Source organism: Hymenobacter setariae (assembly GCF_007713685.1).
GTDB lineage: Bacteria > Bacteroidota > Bacteroidia > Cytophagales > Hymenobacteraceae > Hymenobacter > Hymenobacter setariae.
The window spans coordinates 225,650-246,421 of sequence record NZ_VMRJ01000004.1; the positions used below are offsets into that span (position 1 = coordinate 225,650).

The window sequence follows — 20,772 nt, forward strand, 5'->3', positions numbered from 1 at the left end:
CTTTTGGCAGTTACCTTGCCTTTGCTGATGACTTTTCGCTTTCGTACTGCGGGCCCAGCGAGCGGCTTGCTGCTGGTTTTGTTAGCTGCCTGCCAACGCCCCCTCGTGCCCACGACTACCGTTCCTACTCTACCTGTCGAGACGGGCGTTTCGCAGACGCTGGCCGAAGCCCGTAAGCAGCTGCTAAGCCAGGTGGCCTATACCCTCAACCTGAATATCCCGCTTCAAAAGGCGGCTCCTATCACGGGCTCAGAAGTAGTAGCTTTCCACCTTGAAGACAATCGCCAGCCGCTTCAACTCGATTTCAAGGCCCCGGCCGACCACCTGCACAGCGTGACAGTGAATGGCCGCCAGGTGCCCATCGACTACCGCAACGAGCACCTAGTACTTCCGGCCCAGGCGCTAGTGGTAGGGCGCAATGAGGTAAAAATCGAGTTTATAGCCGGTGACCAGTCGCTCAACCGCAGCGACGATTACCTCTACACACTGCTCGTGCCCGACCGCGCCCGCACAGTATTCCCAGTTTTCGACCAGCCCAATCTGAAGGCGACCCTTACCCTGTCGCTTCAGGTACCCCGCCAGTGGCAAGCCGTGGCTAATGGGTTGCTGGCTGACTCTTCTGCCGCCACGCTCGACGGGCGCGTGCCAGGGTTTAAAGTGTATCGCTTCGCGCCCTCCGATTCTATCAGCACCTACTTGTTCTCGTTTGCGGCGGGTAAGTTCACGCCCGTGCGCCACGAGGTGGGCGGACGGCCCATGCATTTTCTGCATCGCGAAACGGATTCGACCAAAATCCGGCTCAGTATGCCGGCTATTTTCCGGCTGCACGGCGAGGCGCTCAGCTTTTTAGAGAAGTATACGGGCATTCCCTACCCTTTCCAAAAGTTTGATTTCACGGCCATCCCCGACTTTCAGTACGGCGGCATGGAGCACGTTGGGAATATTGACTATAAGGCGTCTAGCTTATTTCTGGATGAGGGAGCCACCAAAGACCAACTACTGGGACGCCAGAACCTCATTGGCCACGAAACGGCCCACATGTGGTTTGGCGACCTCGTGACCATGCAGTGGTTCAACGACGTGTGGATGAAGGAGGTATTTGCCAACTTCATGGCCGACAAGATGAACCCAGAAGCGGCCGCCGGCCCGGCACAGCTGCTCAAGTTCGTGACCGACCACTACCCCGCCGCCTACGCCGTGGACCGCACCGCCGGGGCCAATCCCATCCGGCAGCCGCTGGCCAATTTGCAGGATGCGGGCTCGCTCTACGGCAACATCATCTACCACAAGGCGCCCATCATGATGCGCCAGCTAGAGCGCCTAATGGGCGAAAAGCCCTTCCAGGCTGGCGTGCAAGAGTACCTGAAAAGGTACGCCTACGGCAATGCGACCTGGCCCGACCTCATCACCATCCTGGACGCCCACACACCCGCCGACCTACAAGCCTGGAACCAGGTGTGGGTGAATCAGCCCGGCCGGCCACTGTTCGACTACCAACCGCAACCAGCTACCGGCCAGCCCACACAACTCATTATTAACCAGCGCGCCGAAGATGGCTCCAACCGGGTGTGGCCTCAACAGTTTGAGGTGACGCTTATGTACCCTAGCGGTCCCGTGGAGCTGACGGTGAATATGGACCAGCGCCAAGTAAGCGTACCGCTTCCCGCCCAAAGCGCGGCGCCGAAGTACGTTTTATTCAACCCCAAGGGTCTAGGCTACGGTGTGTTTCCGGTAGCGCCGCAGGTAGTCGATAATTTAGCCACGCTGGCCGACCCAGTAGCCCGCGCCAGCACGTACATCACTCTTTATGAGAATATGTTGAGCGGTCGAGGTCTGGCGCCGCGCCCGCTGCTCGACCGTTACCTAGGCCAGCTTGCACACGAAACGAACGACCTTAACATCAAGCTACTTACCGGCCAACTGAGCGATATTTTCTGGAAGTTTCTACCGCCGGCCGAGCGCACTGCCCTGGCGCCTGCACTAGAAAAAGCGCTTTGGCAAGCCATGCTTAGCCAAAAGCTACCAGGCGAGCAGAAACTATATTTTAAAGCTTATCAAAGCATCGCGCTAACCCCGGCGACCCAAGCGCGCCTCTATCAAATCTGGCAATCGCAAAAGGCACCCGCGCAAGTAAAATTGACTGAGGACGACTATACCAACTTGGCCCTAGCGCTTGCCGTGCGCGACTACGCCACCCCGCAACCTATTCTGCCCCAGCAATTAGCGCGCATCAAAAACGTAGACCGTCGCCAGCGGCTAGAGTTTATGATGCCTGCGCTCTCTCCCGAGGTGGCCGTGCGCGACCAGTTTTTTGCCTCGCTCAAGGACGATAAAAACCGCGAAAAAGAAGCTTGGGTAACGGCGGCCCTAGGGTACTTGCACCACCCGCTGCGCCAAGCCACATCGGAGAAATACCTGCCCGCCAGCCTCGACCTGCTGGCCGAAATTCAAGCTACGGGCGACATCTTTTTCCCGGCTGCGTGGCTACAAAGCACCTTAGGTAGCTACCGCTCGGCCACAGCAGCGAGCACAGTAGACTTTTTCCTAAAGACCCACCCGGCTACCAGCTACAACCCGCAGCTACGCCTGAAGCTGCTGCAAGCGGCCGACGACTTATTCAGGGCGCAAAAGCTGTAGCGCCACACTCCTGTCCTGCTGACGCAGGAAGCATCTTATTCGGCTAGAATCGGATGTCAGGAGATGCTTCCTGCGTCAGCAGGACGGGCGAGGAAGGTACTTCTTATAAATACTCCTAGAGTCCGCGCTACAGCACCGAACTTTGCTGCTTTATTTTGCTTATAGCATTAATGTTAGACTACGAAATTTACGAATACCCCAACGGCATTCGGCTGCTGCACAAACAGGTAGTGCACACCAAAATCGCGCATTGCGGCTTTTTGCTTGATATTGGCTCGCGCGATGAGAAAGACCACCAGCAGGGCCTGGCGCACTTCTGGGAGCACATGGCTTTCAAGGGCACGCATAAACGCAAGTCGTTTCATATCCTCAACCGCCTCGAAACGGTGGGCGGCGAGCTGAATGCCTATACCACCAAAGAGAAAATCTGCTTCTACGCTACGCTGCTAAGCACGCACTTCGAGCGGGCGTTTGAGCTGCTCACCGACCTCACGTTCAATTCTACCTTCCCCGGCCGCGAGGTGGAGAAAGAGCGCGGCGTGATTTTGGAAGAAATGAGCATGTACCAGGACGCCCCGGAAGATGCCATTATCGACGACTTCGATACCGTGGTATTTGGGCGGCATCCGCTGGGCGTCAATATCCTAGGTACCCGCGAGAGCGTGAGTAGCTTCCAGAGCGAGGACTTTCACGCATTTTACAACGAGAACGTGCGCACCGACCGGCTGATTTTCAGCTCGGTGAGCAATCTTCCGTTCAAAGAAGTAAAGCGCCTGGCCGATAAGCTGCTGGCTCCGCTGCCAGCCCGCCTAGGTGAGCGCCCGCGCCTTCCCTTCGGCAACTACGAGCGCCAGAGCAAGGTTGAGTCGCGGCCCATTACACAAGCGCATTGCTTGCTGGGTGGCCCGGCCTACCCGCTCACCGACCGGCGGCGGATTCCATTTTTCATGCTCAACAACATCCTAGGTGGGCCAGGCATGAACTCGCGCCTCAACCTGGCAGTGCGCGAAAAATACGGCCTCGTGTACACCATCGACAGCAGCTACTCGGCCTACACCGACACGGGGCTGTTTGGCGTTTATTTCGGCACCGAGGGCAAGCAGCTCAACCGCACGCTGGGCCTAGTGCAGAAGGAACTGAAGCTACTGCGCGAGAAAGAACTAACCACCAGCCAGCTGCACGTGGCCAAAAACCAGCTCATGGGCCAACTCGCCATGAGTGAGGAAAGCAATTCGGGCCTGATGCAGCTGCTTGGCAAAAGCACCCTCGACCTAGGCCGCGTGGAGCCGCTGAGCGAAATTTTCGGCCGCATTGAAAAAATAACGGCTGCTGAGTTGCGCGAGTTGGCTAACGAAGTGCTAGCTGAATCTAATTTGAGCCTGCTGCAATACGTGCCAGAAGGGAAGTAGCAATGGCAGGGGCTCCAGTGTTTGGTCATGTAGGGTCAGCTCAGCCAGGCGACTTATTTCATTCTCGGCTTGAGCTTTCGCTGCTGGGGCAGCACCGGCCGCGCCGGGCGGGCGTGTGCGCCACGGCGGCCCTAGGTGCTGAGAGTATCATCTTGGCCGACCAATACGAGGACGACGAGATTCATGAAGACTATTTCTGGTACGCAGGCCACGGCGCGCGCGACGCCAAAACTGGTCACCAAATAGCAGACCAAGACCTGAGTTATCGCAATCAGGGCTTAATTCGCAGCCAGGAAACCGGTCAGCCAGTACGCGTTTTCCGGCGCGTTGATGTGGCACCGGCTCCGTGGCAATTCCGCTACGAAGGATTGTGGCGCGTAGTGGCGCATGAATATGCGGTAGGCAAATCAGGCTTTAAAGTCTATCGCTTCCGAATAGAGCCTTTTCGAGAGCGTGCAGCATAAACCTGAGCTGTCTTGCCAAGATGGTAAGAAGAAGCACCTTCTGCATTCAGAATAGCTGACCAATTAATCATATAACTGCTACCTAGGAGCTGGCTGTATCCTCTCGCAAGGACAGCCTAGCTTCTAGGTTGTGCGGTATACTTTCATTTTTAATGACCGACGACCAAATTCAAGCCTACACCGACCAGCATTCCGAACCTGAGCCGCCGCTGCTCTACCAGCTTTGGCGCGAAACCCACTTGCAGCTCTTGATGCCGCGCATGGCCACCGGCCACTGGCAGGGCCGGCTGCTGAGCATGCTCTCGCACCTAATACGGCCCCGGCGGGTACTAGAAATTGGTACTTTCACGGGCTACGCCACGCTGTGCCTGGCCGAGGGGCTGGCCAAAGGTGGACACGTACACACCATCGAAATCAACCCTGAGCGCGAGAGCCGCATTCGGCGCTACGTGGCCGCGGCGGGGCTTTCGGAGGCTATAACGCTATATATAGGCGATGCGCGCGATGTTTTGGCCGGGTTGGTCGGTGAAGTATGGGACTTAGTCTTTATTGACGCCGACAAGATTAACAATGGACTGTACTTTGAGCTAGTCGTGAATCAGGTGAGGCCGGGCGGGCTGCTCATCGTCGATAATGTACTTTGGGGCGGTAAGGCGCTGCCCGACTATCCCTTGAAAGCCAATGACCACGATACGCGAGCGGTACGCGCCTTCAACGACCACGTGCAGCATGACCCGCGCGTGGTGCCCCTGCTGCTGCCCGTGCGCGACGGTCTATTGCTGCTGCGCCGCCAGTAATCCCATCCAACCTTTTGCCCGCGGCTGCGTCGTTAGCATTCGTAATTCCCTGAACCCTATGCGATTTTTACTCTTGGTGGGTGTGGCCTGGCTGCTGGCCTTTTCGGCGCAGGCCCAAAGCGCAGTGCGCGGCAAAGTCTTGGATGCTAAAGACCAGAGCCCGCTCATTGGGGCCAACGTGGTGCTAACGCACTTGCCCGACTCGGTGAAAACCGGTACGGCCGTAGGGGGCGATGGCTCTTTTCAAATTGATAATGTGGCAGTGGGTCGCTACTTGCTCACGGTTTCATTCGTGGGCTACCGCGACCAGCGCCAACCCCTAACCGTGCCCGCCGGTGGGCAGCCCATAGCCCTAGGTGACCTAGCGCTGCAAACTGGCGGCACAGTGCTCAAAACGGTGGAGGTATCTGGCCAGGCCGTGCAAGTGCAGCGCGGCGACACGACCAGTATCAACGCTAAGGCCTTCAAAACCAACCCTGACGCTACGGCAGGCGACCTCATTACCAAGATGCCGGGCATTCAGACCGATGCCCAGGGCAAGACCCAGGCGCAGGGCGAGGCTGTGCAGCAGATATTGGTCGATGGCAAGCCTTTTTTTGGCACTGACCCCGACGCCGTACTCAAAAACTTGCCCGCCGAAGCCATAGATAAGGTCGAGATTTTTGACCAGATGAGCGAGCAAAGTCGTTTTTCGGGCTTCAACGACGGCAACACTCAGAAGACGCTTAACATCATCACCAAGCCAGCCTTTCGCAACGGCCAATTTGGGCGCGCGGTAGGTGGCTTCGGTCCTGGCGCCCTAGGTGACAATGGTCCTTCGCGTTACCGCGCTAGCTTGAATCTCAATGACTTTCATGGCGACCGGCGCACTACGGTGCTAGGGCAAAGCAACAACGTGAATGAGCAGAATTTCAGCTCCGACGACCTCCTAGGGGTTATTGGTAACTCGGCTCAGGGCGGGCGGGGCGGGGGCGGCAACAATGCCTCGGGCAACTTTCTAGTGAATCAAAACGGCGGCATCAACACTACGCACGCGGCCGGCCTCAACTACTCGAACGTGTGGAACAAAGCCACCGAGTTTTCGGGCAGCTATTTCTTCAACCGCTCTAACAACCAGTTAAATAGCAGCACACTGCGCCAATATGTACTGCCGGGCCGCGAGAATACAAGCTATAGCGCGGTTTCCCAATCGGGCAGCATTAACTACAACCACCGGGCAAACTTCCGCATCGACCATAAGATTGACTCGGCCACTTCTGTATTGTTTCGCCCCCGCATATCGTGGCAGCAAAACGATGCCAACCGCCTTTCGAATGGTATTACGGCCAGCGGCGGCCTCACCCAAAGCGAGATTGATAGCCGCTACCTGTCAAATAACCGGGGCATCAACCCCGGCGGCGACCTGCTGCTGCGCCGGCGCTTGCGCGGCCGGCCGGGGCGCACTATCTCGCTCAATATCAATGGGGCATACAATGACCGCACCGGCACCTCGATACTAACTACTCGGAGCGCAGCGGGCACTACTAGCACCAACCTCAACCAACAGTCGCTACTGACCCAAAACAGCGGCAACATTGGCGGCAACCTAGCTTATACCCAACCTATTGGGCAGCATGCCCAATTGCAGGCTAACTACTCGCTCAACTACGCGCCTAATAACTCGGACAAACGCACCTACAACTTCGACGCCGGCGACCAGCAGTACTCGCGCCTCGACACGGCGCTCAGCAACGTATTTAATAACTACTACCTCAACCAGGGCGGCGGCCTGAGCTACCGCTACAACGTGCGCAAGGTGCAAGCCTCGGTGGGCGCCACGGCACAGGTAGCCCAGTTGCGCGGCGACCAGACCTTTCCAACGCCCGGGCCGGTCAACTATACCTTCTGGAACGTGCTGCCCCAGGCCATGCTGATGTGGCGGCCCGACCGCGAGCATAACCTGCGCGTCTTCTACCGCACCAACACTAACGCTCCGGGCATCAACCAGTTGCAGGCCGTCGTTAATAACTCTAACCCTCTGCAGCTTACCATCGGCAACCCGGCGCTGCGCCAGGAATATAGCCACTCGCTAGTGGGGCGCTACTCGGTGAGCAAGGCCGAGAAGTCGAGTAATTTCTTTGTGCTGCTTTCGGGCTCCTACACCCAAAATCCCATCTCGAACCGCACCCTAGTGGCGGCCCGCGATACCGTAGTAACACCCACCGGCACCGACCAGCGCGTAGCCCTGCCCGCCGGTGCCCAGCTCACGCAGTCGACCAACCTGCAGCAGCAGTACTCGGTACGCACCAACCTCAACTATGGCCGGCCGCTGCCCGTCATCAAGAGCAACCTGAACCTGAGCGGAGGCGTCAGCTTTTCGCAAAACCCCGGCCTCGTAAACCAGGGCCTCAACTACGCCCGCACGCCCTCGCTCACGGCCGGCGTGGTACTCAGCAGCAACATCAGCGAGCGACTCGACTTTACGCTGTCTTCGACTTCGGCGCAGAACTACGTGCGCAACACGCTCAGTCAGCAGTTAAATACCAATTACTTCAGTCAGGTATCACGTCTGCGCCTGAGTTGGATAGTGGGCCCGGGCATCTCCTTCCAAACCGATGTAGCCCACCAAGTATATACCGGCCTAAGCAGCAGCTATAACCAAAGCTACCTGCTCTGGAATGCTTCGCTAGGCAAAAAGCTATTCCCAGGCCAGCGCGGTGAAATAAAGCTCTACGCTTTTGACATCCTTAAGCAAAACCGCGCTATCCAACGCAACGTGACGGAAGCATACTACGAAGACGTGCAAACCACGGTACTACAACGCTACCTGATGGTTATGTTCACTTATAATATCCGCTCAGCCAATATGACTACTCTCCCCACTGCCCCCGACGAGCGCGGTGAGCGCCGAGGCCGCGGTGGCTTCGATGGTCCTCCTGGCGGGGGGCGTCCCGGCGGCGGAGGCGGTGGCTTTGGTGGCCCTCCTCGCGGCTAGGGCACCTAGGGCAGCCAGCTGGTCAGCAGTCTAGGCAAACGCCAATTAACCATGCTTATACAGTACATAAAAAAGGAAGCGCTACCGCGCTTCCTTTTTTTGCGTATAGCCGGGCACTCTCTTTTCGTACCGGCCTTTACTCCCCACCAGCTATTTCTACGTCTTCCCAATTCCGTGGCTTTTGCTGTAACTTGCCGGTTCCTGCGAGGGGAAACACTGGCTGGCTTACTCTTATGAAGAAACTGCTTCCGGCATTGCTGCTGGGCCTAGCGAGCCGCTCGGCGGCCGCTTTCCCTAGCACGACTCCACCCACCGTACCGACGACCATCGATGCGATGGGCATGCACCTGACTCTTGACTACGAAGCTCGCCAGCTTGTGCAAGCCAAGGTCAATAGCCTTTGCCGCCACCAAGCCTCGCTGGAAGCCCGCATTGCTCTGGCCGAATCTGCCTTTCCGCTCATCGACCAAGTGCTGGCTGAGGAAGGCGTCCCGGCCGATTTTCGGTATTTGGCTTTGCAGGAAAGTGCCTTGCAGGGCAACGCTGAAAGCAACCATGGCGCGGTAGGCTACTGGCAATTTAAGCGCGAAACCGCCCTTGACTATGGCCTGACTGTAGACCGCAACGTGGACGAACGCCGCCACCTCACGGCCAGCACCCGCGCCGCCGCCCGTTACCTCACGCGCAGCAATGCCACCCTCCATAATTGGGTCAATACGCTACTGAGCTACAACTTGGGCCTAGGGGGCGTGCAGCCCTACACGCGGCCCAACGACACCGATGCGTCGCAGATGACCATCACGGCTAGCAGCAGCATCTACATTCTGGATTTTCTGGCGCAGAAAGTGGTGTTTGAGCCTGCGTGTGCGCAACACACTGTAGCCTTCGTGCCGTGGCGCGAGGTGCCCGCTGCCCCCGGCCTGACCCTAGCTCAGCAAGCAGCTTCTTTTTCGGTTGACCCCGCAGCCGTGGCTCGCCTCAATCCCTGGCTGCTGACTTCGAAGGTGCCTCAGAATGGCCGCACCTATACTTTACTAGTGCCGCTGGCCGGCGCGGCTCCGCTCGCGGCCAGCCCCGTGCCGCGTCGGCCAGCGGCTACCTCTGTAGCCGCCGCACCAGTGGCTACTTCTTTCGTAAGCATCAATGGCTTGCGGGCGCTAGTGGCCCAGCCCGGCGATACACCTGCCTCGTTGGCGGCGCGCGGTGGTGCTAGCACGGGCTTTTTTATGAAAGTAAACGAGCTAGGTCGCGGCGAATTGCTAATTCCGGGGGCACCTTATTTCTTTGAGCGCAAGCGTGAGGCTGCCGAGCAGGAATACCACATTGTGCGCCCCGGCCAAAGCCTTACGGCCATCGCCCAGCATTTCGGGGTATTGCGCCACGCCCTGATGGCTTACAACCACCTGCACCCCGGCGAGGCCCCGCAGCCAGGCTTGGTGCTGTGGCTAAGCCACGTGCGCCCCCGCAATGTGGCTGCCGAGTATCGCCCCCTGCCAGGTAGCCGCCCTGTAGTGGCCCAGCGTGCACCTGCGCCCCCTCCCCCTCCTGCCCCAGCAGTAGAAGAAGAGGAAAGTGACGCTGAAGAGTTAGCGACTATCAACGAGTTGCCCACCGAAGTACCGGGCGCGCCCGTCTTGGACTTACCCGCTGCCCATACCACGCAGGTACCCGTGGCGATGCCCACTAGCCGCCCTATAGTGGTGGCCCCCGTGGTGGTGCGGCAGCGCCCAGCGGCAGTACCCACGCCCACTAGCGCCCCAATGGCAAGCAGTGCATCGGCAGCCGGCACTTACACCGTGGCCCCGCGCGAAACGCTATATGCGCTGGCTCGCCGCCTAGGTGTGCGCCCAGCCGAGCTAGCTGCGTGGAATAATATGTCCCCTACTGCAGCACTTCAGGTAGGGCAGGTTATCCGCCTGAGCGCCCCCGCCCAGCCGCAATACTTGGCGACACGTACTACTACGCATACAGTGGCTCAAGGCGATACTTTTTTCAGTATTTCGCGCCGCTATGGCTGCACCGTGGCCGAGCTACAAGCTAGTAATGGCAAAGCTGAGCCCACGCTCCGTCTCGGTGAAATTATCCGGGTGCCTACGCATTAAGCAGTTTTAGGCCGGCTAAATACCATGTAGCCTCCTAGGTCGGCTAGCAGCCTAAGACACTTTATCCTGTGCTTGTTGCTCTAATAGCCACGCACGGGCAGCCGGCTCGCTGCTAAAGAAAACCGGATGCAACCCGGCGGCATTAGTCCGGGCCAGCATGGCGGTAGTTACCGCATCGTCTACGTGCGGCTGGTGCTGGCTCGTCACCCAGCACGCCGCGTACACGGGCCCACCTAGGCGCTGCGTAGCCAATGGGGCGAATGTCTCACCAAGCCAGTGCATGAACGTAGCAGCAGGCCAAATACGCATCCGCAAATCGAGGTGCCAGAAACGGCAGCGCCCGTGCGTTTCTGCCTCTTGCAGCAAATGGTAATACGAGTCAATCAAGTTTGCTGTCAGCAGGGGCCGGGCCCAGGCAGCACGCAGGATGCCCGAACTAGGCTCTACGATAACAGTGAGGTTGTCATTAGAATACTTGAGCACAGGAATAAAAGGTAGCGCAGGAGCTAAATTGATACGTATCAGGCTGAACGCGAAAACTACTTCTCTTATTTTCCTCTGCCCACAAACCCATTTCTGCGTTAGCAAAAAGATTTATTACGACAAGGGCCCGTGCCAGTCGGTACTGGCACGGGCCCGCTAATATAAACTATTCAATAATAAAAATAATTATAGCTGGCTCAGCATAACGGCGCGGTAAGCAGCCCCACGGCCCACCGCCGCCTTCAAGTCATCTTGTAATGCCCGGCTACTTAGGCGCTTAGGATGCGGGTCAAGAATGGTACCGTCTTCCGCCAGCAGTACAGCTGATGGCAATTTGTTCAAGCCATAAGCTTGCCGCACACCAGCTTGGCGACCGGGCGACACGTAGGCGTGTAGCCCAGGTAGGGTGGCGGAGGGCAGGCCGATGGTTTTTTGCCACGAATCAAACTGCTCATCGAGGGCTACGGCCAGAATTACTACGGGCTGCCCCTTCAGTGCGTCGGTCACCTGCTTAAAGAACGGTAGCTCGTGCTGGCTGGCCGGGAAGCGAGTGTCCCAGAACATCAAATAAACCAGCTTGCCACGGTAATCGGCTAAACTCAGTGAGTCTCCAGTAGCCGTGCACAAAGGCAGCGACGGCGCTCGGCTACCAATGGCTAGGGCGGCATTAGCTACCTGAACAGCGCGTAGCTGCTCTACCCAGCGGCGGGGTGCCTGGGCCGTAGCCTCGTAGTCAGCGAGCAAGCCTTTGGCGTGGGCAATATGCCCGAAGCGAAAAGTTTCGAGCAATACCCTACCTAGTACAATAGGCCGCATAGGCCCACGTAGCAGCTGGCCCGCTACCTGGTAGCACGCCGGGTAGTAGTCGGGGTCGGTAGGTTGGTGGCCCGCAATACGCGCTTGGTAGTGCACGTAGTTCAGCAAAAACTCTTGATAGTGCTGGCTGCTACCCGCCTTCTCATTACCGGGCACTACTGCGTTATCGCGCAAGAAATCGTAGTACGAAGGCGACACCGTGAGGCGCTGCTGGTCGCCCGAAGTTTGCTCGCGCAAGTCTACGTAGGTTAGCCGGTCGTTGGCGTAGGCGTAGTTGATTTCGTTCTGCGCATAGGCTTCAAAAGCAGGCGTGAGCGCCCCGCGTCGGTCGGCCTGCTTAAACAGTGCCAGTTCGTGACTGCGGCGATAATCCAGAAACGCTAAGAACGCCTTTTCCAGCAAGTTGATATTATCGGGCAGGACCTGATAGGCTTCGTTGTCGCTGTACTTGCTTTCTATCTCGCGTAGGTAATTATTGGCATTGGCAGCTTTCTTATCGGGGCTACCCGCCGGGGCCGTAAAACGGCGCGACGCGGCTACGTTGTCGGCGTTGAAATTGATGGCGAGCGCTTGGCCCGGCTCCAAGAACATAGGAGCTTCATCGCCTTCGTAAGTAAGCTGCACGAGCGTGGGACTCGTGATAGGCAAATGTACCTTAAAATTACCCTGGGCATTGGTGTGCGCCCGCACTACCTGCTCGCGAGCATCAAAGGGTTGCGCCGTCCAGCTAATGCTAATGGTGCTGCCAATATCATTGTCGACATGCCCGCTGAGCTCCACGCCTGCCTGTGCCTGCACCAAGCGGGCCACCAGCAAGAAAGCTCCCACCAAAACATTTTTTTGGTAATTCATACGGTCAAATATACCCAATATTATCTAAAATAGCATTTTACCCTCATACGTCTGGACTGCACCACGGTTGGGTTCTTCCGTGCCTTTCTGCTATTCCGCCTTCGCTTAAGCCTTATTCCAAAAATTGTTGCCAGCTTTGTGCGAGCTAATCAACCCGTATTTTCTTCAGTAGATTCCCCCGTCATGTCGCAGCATAAAGAAATTAAGCTAGTTACCACCCACCAAATGCTAGCCATGAAGCAGCGGGGCGAGAAAATTTCGATGCTGACGGCCTACGATTATTCCATGGCTCAGATACTGGATGGCGCGGGTGTTGATGTGCTGCTAGTGGGCGACTCCGCCTCCAATGTGATGGCGGGGCACGAAACCACCCTCCCTATCACCCTCGACCAGATGATTTACCACGCTCAGAGCGTGGTGCGTGGCGTAAAGCGGGCTTTCGTGGTGGTAGATATGCCGTTTGGTTCGTACCAAGGCAACTCGTCGGAGGCGCTGCGCTCGGCCATTCGCATTATGAAGGAGAGTGGTGCCCACGGCCTCAAGCTCGAAGGCGGCGCCGAAATCAAGGAAAGCGTTATTCGCATCCTCACGGCCGGTATTCCGGTCATGGGCCACCTAGGGCTCACCCCGCAGAGCATCTACAAGTTTGGCACGTACAGCGTGCGTGCCAAAGAAGAAGCTGAGGCCCAAAAGCTTATCGAAGACGCGCACCTGCTGCAGGAAATCGGCTGCTTTGGCCTAGTGCTGGAGAAAATTCCGGCTGCCCTGGCCAAGCGTGTAGCCGCCGAGCTTACTATCCCAGTTATCGGCATCGGGGCAGGCCCCGACGTTGACGGCCAAGTGCTAGTAGTGCACGACGTGCTAGGTATCACCAAAGAGTTTAAGCCACGCTTTTTACGACGCTATGCCGAGCTACACGATGTGATGACCGACGCCGTGCGGCACTACGTAGCCGACGTAAAAAGCCGTGATTTTCCTACGCAGGAAGAGGGCTACTAATTCAAAGTAACAATTTATTTATAGCCATAAAAGAAAAGCTGAATAGGTATTTCAGCTTTTCTTTTACACCTTTACTTTGCAAAACAAAGTTCTTCGCATCACGTTAACCTATGCAGCCCCAAGCCCCTACCCTGCTCACGCGCGCCAGCGACTGGGCCCGCAATTCGGTCACGCTGAAACTGCTCAGCATCGGCATCTTACTGCTGCTATTGCTCATTCCGAGCAGCATGGTCGAGAGCCTCATTACAGAGCGTGCGGGCAACCGTGACGCGGCTACTGAGGAGATAAGCGCGCAATGGGGCGGGCCGCAGCTATTGCTGGGGCCAGTGCTGGTGCTGCCATACACCGCTGTCGAAACCCTAGGTACCGACGACAAACGCCCTACCGAAGTAACGCGCTACCTCTGCCTGCTGCCCGATACACTCAGCAGCACCGGCACCCTGGAGCCTGAGCGGCGGCACCGGGGCATCTACGAGGCGGTGGTATACCGGGCCAAAATTCGGGTGCAGGGTGTGTTTCAGGCCCCGCCACTGGCCGACCTAGGGGTGGCGCCGGGGGCCGTGCGCTGGTCAGAGGCTTTTGTAGCGCTAGGCTTGTCCGACCTCAAAGGCATCCGCAGCGGCCTGCGCTTGCGCTGGGACGGGCAGCCGCGCACCTTCGAGCCCGGCCTGCCTAATAGTGATGTACTACCCCGCGGCTCGGCCCCCACGGTGAGCACGCAGGTAAATACTGTGGTGCAGGAGCGCACTCGCTACTCCAAGGCTATAGCTGACGAAGAAGGCAATATTCCCGGTGCAGCAGCCAACGGCCTCAATGCCCTCGTGCCAGTGCCCGATGAAAAAACGCTGACCCAGCGCCACTCCTTTGTATTCGACCTCGACCTGAATGGCAGCACCGGCTTACTACAAGCGCCGCTGGGTCGCCAAACTACCTTGCACCTCAGCGCACCCTGGGCCGACCCTAGTTTCATCGGCGCTTTCCTGCCCGTGCAGCGCACCCTGAACGGGCAGCAGTTTGAGGCCGACTGGCGGGTCTTTCACCTCAACCGTAATTACCCGCAGCACTGGCGCACCAACGAAGCTCGCCCCGATGTCGATGCGTCGACTTTTGGCGTGCGCCTGCTGGTGCCAGTAAATGAGTATCAAAAAACTATGCGGGCTGCCAAATATGCCTTGCTGCCGCTGGCACTCACATTTTTGGTGTTCTTCTTTGTCGAGATTTTGAATCGGCGGCGCATTCACCCCTTTCAATACCTACTGGTAGGGCTAGCGCTGGTCATTTTCTACGTGCTGCTGCTAGCCTTGTCCGAGCACCTGTCTTTCAATGCTGCGTATGGCGTGGCGGCGCTCACCATTGTGGGGTTGGTAACGGCTTACGCGGCGGCTAGCTTCCGGCAGCGGCAGCCCACTGCAGCCACGGCTGGCGTGCTGGCACTGGTATACAGCTTCGTATTTGTGGTGCTGCAGCTACAGGACTACGCTTTGCTCGTGGGCAGTATTGGGCTGGTAGTAGTGCTGGCGGTGGTCATGTTCCTATCGCGTAACATCAACTGGTACAGCCCTGACGAAGACCAAACGCCCATCAAAGCCTAAGCAATGCCACCCTACCACCGGCTCGGCAATAGCGCCGGGCCGGGCAAAACCTAGGGGCCTAGGTGGGTTCATTCGACCGTCTCGCTTACCTTTGCTCGTAGCAGCAGGGGCCCCGACTAGCTGACTAGTTTTGAGTGCGGCCTGCTAACGTGCCGGTGACCCTAGGGGCCTGGCGTTACCCCTGCTGCCTCCGCTTAGACCGCCGTATCCCGACGTGAATCGCCCTAATCTCTGGTCCGAACAGAAAGAAATTCTGTTTGAAGACAATCATTTGCTCGTTATCAATAAGCCCGCCGGCATCCTAGTGCAGGGCGACGAAACCGGCGACGAGCCCCTTTCTAACAAAGCCGCTGAGTATTTGAAATTCAAGTACAAGAAGCCCGGCGCCGCCTTTGTGGGGGTGTGCCACCGCATCGACCGACCGGTGTCAGGCATTGTTATTCTGGCCAAAACCAGCAAAGCGCTAAGCCGTCTCAATGAGATGTTTCGCGACAACCAGGTCAAAAAAACGTACTGGGCGCTTACGGGCAAGCCGCCGGTGCCCGAGCAGGGCATGCTGGTGCATTGGCTGGTGAAGGATACCATTCGCAACGTGACCAAGGCTTACCCGGAGCGCCACACCCAAGGCCAACGCTCAGAGCTAAGCTACGAGCTCCTAGGTCCCGCTGCCAATCGCTACCTACTGCAAGTCAACCCCGTAACGGGCCGGCCACACCAGATTCGGGTGCAGCTCTCGACCGGCCTGGGCACGCCCATCGTGGGCGATGTGAAGTACGGTTTCCTCAACCCGCTGCCTGATGTTAGCATTGCGCTGCACGCCCGGCAGCTTGAGATTCAGCATCCCGTTACGAAAGAGGCACTCAAATTTGTGGCACCGCTGCCCGATGCTCCGCACTGGGATGCCGCCCGAGAGTTTTACAAAGTTTAAGTAGTACAACCCACGACTGGGCGCAAGACCCTTCGCCTAGCTTGGCGGAGATTCTTGCGCCCAGTTGCCGTTTAGGCTCGTTAGGTGCTGCCGTGTAACATTATGGCATTGTGACGCAGCGCAGAATTCTGGCCAAACCCAGGCTGTAATTTTGTATTACTGATGAACTAAGCCCGTCGCGAATAGCTTCTGCGGGCGACGTTCCTCCCACGTTTACAATTTTACTGAATGGCCATTCTGGTTTTCTTCGTTGCCCACTACTACCTGTCGCTGTTCACGCAGACGTTTTACTTGCACCGTTACGCGGCGCATAAAATGTTTACGATGAACAAGTTCTGGGAGAAGTTCTTCTTTCTGTTCACGTACATCTGCCAGGGCAGTTCCTTTTTGTCACCGCGGGCCTATGCGCTGTTGCACCGCATGCACCACGCCTACTCCGACACGGAGCTAGACCCACACTCGCCGCTGTTCTCGAACAACGCGTTTGACATGATGTGGAAGACGAAGAATATCTATAACGACGTACTCAATAACAAGTACGAGTTGGCCGAGCGCTTTGAAGGCGACTACCCCGTGTGGCAAGCCATCGAAAACTTTGGCGATAAGTGGTACTCGCGCATTGGCTGGGGCACGGTCTACGTGCTGTTTTACATCAATTTTGCTACGGTTTGGTGGCAGTACTTGCTGCTGCCGATTCACTTCCTGATGGGCCCAATTCACGGCGCCATCGTGAACTGGGGCGGCCACAAGTATGGCTACCAGAACTTCGACAACCACGACCATTCGAAAAACACGCTAGCGCTGGACTTTCTGGCTTTTGGTGAGCTGTTCCAAAACAACCATCATAAGCTGCCCATGCGCGTCAACTTCGGCGTGAAGTGGTGGGAGTTTGACCCGACGTACATCGCCATTTGGACCCTAGACAAGGCCCGTATCATTAAGATTAAGCGTAAGAACGTGCAGCCCAAGCAGCGCGTTGCGAAGATGGCGAAAGCCGCCTAGGTAACTACTAGTAGCAAGTAAAAGGCCGAAGTTTCGCTTCGGCCTTTTTTATTGGCTTGGTTCTCCGTACCTTTGCGGCCCCAAACTGGGAAATAAATTTCACCCAGACGCACGAGTTGCGTCGCACAACCACCAAGGTTTATGGCAGTTAAAATCCGCCTCGCCCGCCGTGGCCGTAAAAAGGCCGCGACTTACGACATCGTAGTAGCTGACGCCCGCGCGCCCCGCGATGGCCGCTTCATCGAGAAGCTCGGTACCTACAACCCCAACACCAACCCCGCTACCATCAACTACGACGGCGACCGCGCTTTCTACTGGGTGATGAATGGCGCTCAGCCCACCGAAACGGTGCGTGCTATGCTTGCTTACCGCGGCGTATTGCTGCGTCGTCACCTTCAGCTTGGCGTTACCAAAGGTGCGCTGACCCAAGAAGTTGCTGACCAGCGCTTCCAGCAGTGGCTGAGCGAGAAAGATGCTAAAATCGAAGCCAAGAAGACTGGCCTCGTTGACACCAAGGCTACGGCTCGTGCTGCTGCCCTGGCTGCCGAAACTAAAGTAAAAGAAGCTCGTGCCACTGCCCTCGCTGAGAAGCAGGCTGCTGCCCTAGCTGCTGCTGCGCCGGCCCCGGCTGCTGAAGAAGCTACCGAAGGCTCGACGGATACTGCCGAAACTTCGGCTGAAGCTGCTGCGTAGTTTTTGAGCATCAACCGCTAAAAAGAACGTCATGCCGAGCTCGTCTCAGCATGACGTTCTTTTTTGAGCTTTCTCTTCCCCTCCTTTATTTAGCAAGCCATGACCCTCGACGAGTGCTTTGAGCTAGGCTTCATTGTGAAGCCGCACGGCCTGAAAGGCCAGATGGTCACTCAATTGGACGTAGACGATGCGTCTACTTACGACAAACTCAAGACCGTATACCTGGCCCTTCCTACTGCGCCCAGCAAGCTCTCGGCCTATACCGTAGAGCGCGTAAATCCGCAGAATGGTCAGCGCGTGCTCCTAAAACTTCGCGGCATTGAACGCATTGAGGAGGCAGAGCCCCTCCGTGGGTCTAAGCTGTGGCTGCCCCTAAGCGAACTACCCGAGCTAGGTGATGCCCAGTTTTACTTTCACGACGTCATTGGCTTCCAAGTTATTGATGAGAAAGAAGGCGCCCTAGGTGTGGTTGAAAACTTCTACGAGCTGCCACAGCAAGACGTATTGGCCATGCGTTACAAGGGCCAAGAAGTGCTCCTGCCGGTAGTAGATGAGCTAGTAAGCCACGCTGACATGGAAGCCAAACAGCTGTTTGTCAACATGCCTGAAGGTTTGCTGGACATTTACATGAATCCAAACGCCCACAAAAACCCGAACGCTGACTAGTCGCTGATGCCTGCCTAGCGTAGGGAACAGGTCGTCCACAAAGCCCGACTAATCCGTCCATTTGAATAAATCTGCGGTTCAGACCGATGCGTGTAGATATCCTTACCTGCCAGCCCGAGCTGCTCGAAAGCCCTTTCGCCCATTCTATTGTGAAGCGGGCGCAGGATAAGGGCCTAGCCGAAATTCACCTGCATCAGCTGCGCGACCACGCCGTTAACAAGCATGGGCAGATTGACGACTATTTGTTTGGAGGTGGCGCCGGTATGGTGCTGCGCGTAGAGCCCATCGCGGCCTGGATTGACGAGCTGCAAGCTCAACGCCCGTACGATGCCATCATCTACCTTACGCCCGATGGTGAGACGCTGCGCCAGCCGCTAGCTAACCGGCTGTCGCTTCTAGGTAATATCATCATGCTCTGCGGCCATTACAAGGGTGTAGACCAGCGCATTCGTGAGCACTACGTTACGCACGAAATTAGCGTAGGCGACTTTGTACTGAGTGGCGGTGAGCTAGCCGCTGCCATCTTGGTCGATGCCATTGTGCGGCTGCTGCCTGGCGTGCTAGGCAATGAAGAATCAGCTTTGTCTGATTCTTTTCAGGATGACCTCTTGGCACCGCCCGTGTATACCCGCCCGGCCGAGTGGCGTGGGCTGGCCGTACCGGAAATTCTTCTTTCGGGCAACACGCCTAAGATTGAGGAGTGGCGCCACGAGCAAGCATTGGCGCGCACCCGGGCCAAAAGGCCTGATTTATTGAAGGAGTAAATACGAGGAAGAAGGCACCTAGGTGAGCAGCTAAGCAGGCGCCGCAGCTACTTCTCACCTGGCTTTAGTGTTTCTTCTGCACTAAATCACCTCATTACCTTTCAACCTGTTTGCTTTTTTGCGCTTAATTTTCTATCTTTGCGCTCCGTTTCGCAAAATACCAACCTGATGGGCAGCGGCGCTGCCCTCTTTTGTAATTCTTTTTTTCGCCATGAGCGTACTACTCGACTTTATCAATGCCGAAGGCCAGGAGCGCCGCGCCAGCTTTCCCAAGTTTGCTGCCGGTGACACCATCAACGTGCACGTAAAAATCCGTGAGGGCAACAAGGAGCGCATTCAGCAGTTCCAGGGCGTTGTTATCCAGCGTCGCAACCCCAGCACCAACGGTGAGACCTTCACGGTTCGCAAGATTTCCAACCAAATCGGCACCGAGCGTATTTTCCCGCTGCTGTCGCCTAACATCGACAAAATCGAACTAATTCGTCGCGGCCAGGTTCGTCGCGCTCGTCTGTTCTACCTGCGTGGCCTCTCGGGCAAAGCTGCTCGTATCAAAGAGCGTCGCCGCGATGTGGTGAAAGAAGTAGCTGCATAAGCTCCGCTTTCAGCGTCCAATATAGTACCGGCCATCTCCTAGGAGATGGCCGGTTTTTTTGTGCCTAGTGTCACTAGAAAAATGGCAACGTTGCCGGCAACGATTGCGCAGAAAAATGTGGTGGGCTGCCTAGGTGCCGGTGTAGGTTTGCGACTCCTTGCTACTCTCCGGCTAACTTAGTTGGGGTTAGCTCCTCGCCATTTCCCGCCCGCCTCTATGCTCTCCCGCCTACTACCAGTCCTGTTGGGGCTGAGTTTATCGGCACTATTGGCCTTTGTGCCTGCCGCACCTAGTCCCATCAAAGTCTACCTGATTGGAGACTCTACCATGTCCATCAAGCAGATTAAGGCTTACCCCGAGACGGGCTGGGGCATGCCCTTCGCAGCTTTTTTCAATGAGACGGTGACATTGGATAATCGCGCTCAGAATGGCCGTAGCACCAAGACCTTTCTTACTGAAAACCGCTGGCAGCCGGTAGCAGCAGCACTGCACGAAGGCGACTACGTGTTCATTCAGTTTGGGCACAATGATGAGGTGCCTACCAAGGGCAGCTACACTCCTGAAGCCGACTTCACGGCCAATCTCAAGCGCTTTGTGAGCGAAACGCGTAGCCACAAGGGCCAGCCTGTGCTACTCACGCCCGTGGCCCGCCGCAAGTTCGACGAAGCTGGCAAAATAGAAGAAACTCACGCCGCCTACGCCGAGCTCGTGCGAACGGTGGCCCGAGAAACGAATACGCCGCTCATCGACCTCGACCGCACTAGCCAAGCGCTGCTGCAGCAATTTGGCCCTGAAACCTCCAAGCTGCTATTCAACCACCTAGCCCCCGGCGAGCACCCCAACTACCCCGATGGCCGCGAAGACAATACCCATTTCAGCGAGCTTGGGGCCCGCCGCATGGCCGAGCTTGTGCTAGCCGATATCCGCGCCTTGAAGCTAGGCCTAGCCGACCGCGTGGTGCAGGGCACCGTCAAGAAAACTGTAGACCCACAGGCACGCTAA

Annotated in this window: 17 protein-coding genes; 15 read left to right on the plus strand and 2 right to left on the minus strand. The window is 57.1% G+C overall.

Features of this window, described 5'->3' with window-relative positions; translation table 11 throughout:
* Positions 1 to 27: 27 nt before the first annotated feature.
* The 6 genes from FNT36_RS15840 (at position 28) to FNT36_RS15865 (ending at position 10,383) form a co-directional block, all read left to right on the plus strand.
* The gene (locus FNT36_RS15840) at positions 28 to 2,637 is read left to right on the plus strand and encodes a M1 family aminopeptidase (RefSeq protein WP_144849685.1); all 2,610 of its coding nucleotides are present in this window, start codon (positions 28 to 30) and stop codon (positions 2,635 to 2,637) included.
* 170 nt (positions 2,638 to 2,807) lie between these two features.
* Entirely contained in the window at positions 2,808 to 4,046 is a 1,239-nt protein-coding gene (locus tag FNT36_RS15845; protein ID WP_144849687.1) for a M16 family metallopeptidase, read from the plus strand.
* Between the two features lie 2 nt (positions 4,047 to 4,048).
* On the plus strand, positions 4,049 to 4,510 hold the full coding sequence (locus FNT36_RS15850) for a YDG/SRA domain-containing protein (protein WP_144849689.1): 462 nt from the start codon (positions 4,049 to 4,051) through the stop codon (positions 4,508 to 4,510).
* Positions 4,511 to 4,662: 152 nt separating this feature from the next.
* Entirely contained in the window at positions 4,663 to 5,307 is a 645-nt protein-coding gene (locus FNT36_RS15855) for an O-methyltransferase (RefSeq protein ID WP_144849692.1), read from the plus strand.
* A gap of 58 nt (positions 5,308 to 5,365) precedes the next feature.
* Complete coding sequence (locus FNT36_RS15860) at positions 5,366 to 8,281, plus strand: outer membrane beta-barrel protein (RefSeq protein ID WP_233635969.1); 2,916 nt, start codon at positions 5,366 to 5,368, stop codon at positions 8,279 to 8,281.
* A gap of 233 nt (positions 8,282 to 8,514) precedes the next feature.
* Positions 8,515 to 10,383: a lytic transglycosylase domain-containing protein gene (locus tag FNT36_RS15865; RefSeq protein WP_144849696.1), complete on the plus strand. Its 1,869-nt coding sequence runs from the start codon at positions 8,515 to 8,517 to the stop codon at positions 10,381 to 10,383.
* A 51-nt stretch (positions 10,384 to 10,434) separates the two neighbouring features.
* Here FNT36_RS15865 and FNT36_RS15870 read toward each other — a convergent pair whose 3' ends face one another.
* Together FNT36_RS15870 and FNT36_RS15875 are read right to left on the minus strand one after the other, a co-directional pair.
* The gene (locus tag FNT36_RS15870) at positions 10,435 to 10,866 is read right to left on the minus strand and encodes a hypothetical protein (protein ID WP_144849698.1); all 432 of its coding nucleotides are present in this window, start codon (positions 10,864 to 10,866) and stop codon (positions 10,435 to 10,437) included.
* A 186-nt stretch (positions 10,867 to 11,052) separates the two neighbouring features.
* Positions 11,053 to 12,534 carry a TlpA family protein disulfide reductase gene (locus FNT36_RS15875; RefSeq protein ID WP_144849700.1) on the minus strand — a complete coding sequence of 494 codons (1,482 nt, stop codon included), beginning with the start codon at positions 12,532 to 12,534 and terminating at the stop codon, positions 11,053 to 11,055.
* Positions 12,535 to 12,717: 183 nt separating this feature from the next.
* Here FNT36_RS15875 and panB point away from each other — a divergent pair, with 183 nt between their 5' ends.
* The 9 genes from panB to FNT36_RS15920 all read left to right on the plus strand — a co-directional run bounded on the left by panB (position 12,718) and on the right by FNT36_RS15920 (position 20,772).
* Positions 12,718 to 13,533, plus strand: a complete 816-nt coding sequence (gene panB / locus FNT36_RS15880; protein WP_144849702.1) for a 3-methyl-2-oxobutanoate hydroxymethyltransferase — start codon at positions 12,718 to 12,720, stop codon at positions 13,531 to 13,533.
* A 110-nt stretch (positions 13,534 to 13,643) separates the two neighbouring features.
* A complete protein-coding gene (creD, locus tag FNT36_RS15885; protein ID WP_144849704.1) occupies positions 13,644 to 15,125 on the plus strand; it encodes a cell envelope integrity protein CreD in 1,482 nt (493 codons plus the stop codon).
* A 214-nt stretch (positions 15,126 to 15,339) separates the two neighbouring features.
* Complete coding sequence (locus FNT36_RS15890; protein ID WP_144849706.1) at positions 15,340 to 16,053, plus strand: RluA family pseudouridine synthase; 714 nt, start codon at positions 15,340 to 15,342, stop codon at positions 16,051 to 16,053.
* A gap of 228 nt (positions 16,054 to 16,281) precedes the next feature.
* Positions 16,282 to 17,055 (plus strand): acyl-CoA desaturase, encoded by a 774-nt coding sequence (locus FNT36_RS15895; RefSeq protein ID WP_144849708.1) that lies wholly within the window; start codon positions 16,282 to 16,284, stop codon positions 17,053 to 17,055.
* A 141-nt stretch (positions 17,056 to 17,196) separates the two neighbouring features.
* Positions 17,197 to 17,748 carry a 30S ribosomal protein S16 gene (locus FNT36_RS15900; RefSeq protein WP_144849710.1) on the plus strand — a complete coding sequence of 184 codons (552 nt, stop codon included), beginning with the start codon at positions 17,197 to 17,199 and terminating at the stop codon, positions 17,746 to 17,748.
* 99 nt (positions 17,749 to 17,847) lie between these two features.
* Entirely contained in the window at positions 17,848 to 18,414 is a 567-nt protein-coding gene (gene rimM / locus FNT36_RS15905; RefSeq protein ID WP_144849712.1) for a ribosome maturation factor RimM, read from the plus strand.
* An 86-nt stretch (positions 18,415 to 18,500) separates the two neighbouring features.
* On the plus strand, positions 18,501 to 19,178 hold the full coding sequence (gene trmD, locus FNT36_RS15910) for a tRNA (guanosine(37)-N1)-methyltransferase TrmD (protein WP_144849714.1): 678 nt from the start codon (positions 18,501 to 18,503) through the stop codon (positions 19,176 to 19,178).
* 211 nt (positions 19,179 to 19,389) lie between these two features.
* Positions 19,390 to 19,770, plus strand: coding sequence for a 50S ribosomal protein L19 (gene rplS, locus FNT36_RS15915; protein ID WP_144849716.1), 381 nt, complete (start codon positions 19,390 to 19,392; stop codon positions 19,768 to 19,770).
* A gap of 216 nt (positions 19,771 to 19,986) precedes the next feature.
* Entirely contained in the window at positions 19,987 to 20,772 is a 786-nt protein-coding gene (locus FNT36_RS15920) for a rhamnogalacturonan acetylesterase (protein ID WP_144849718.1), read from the plus strand.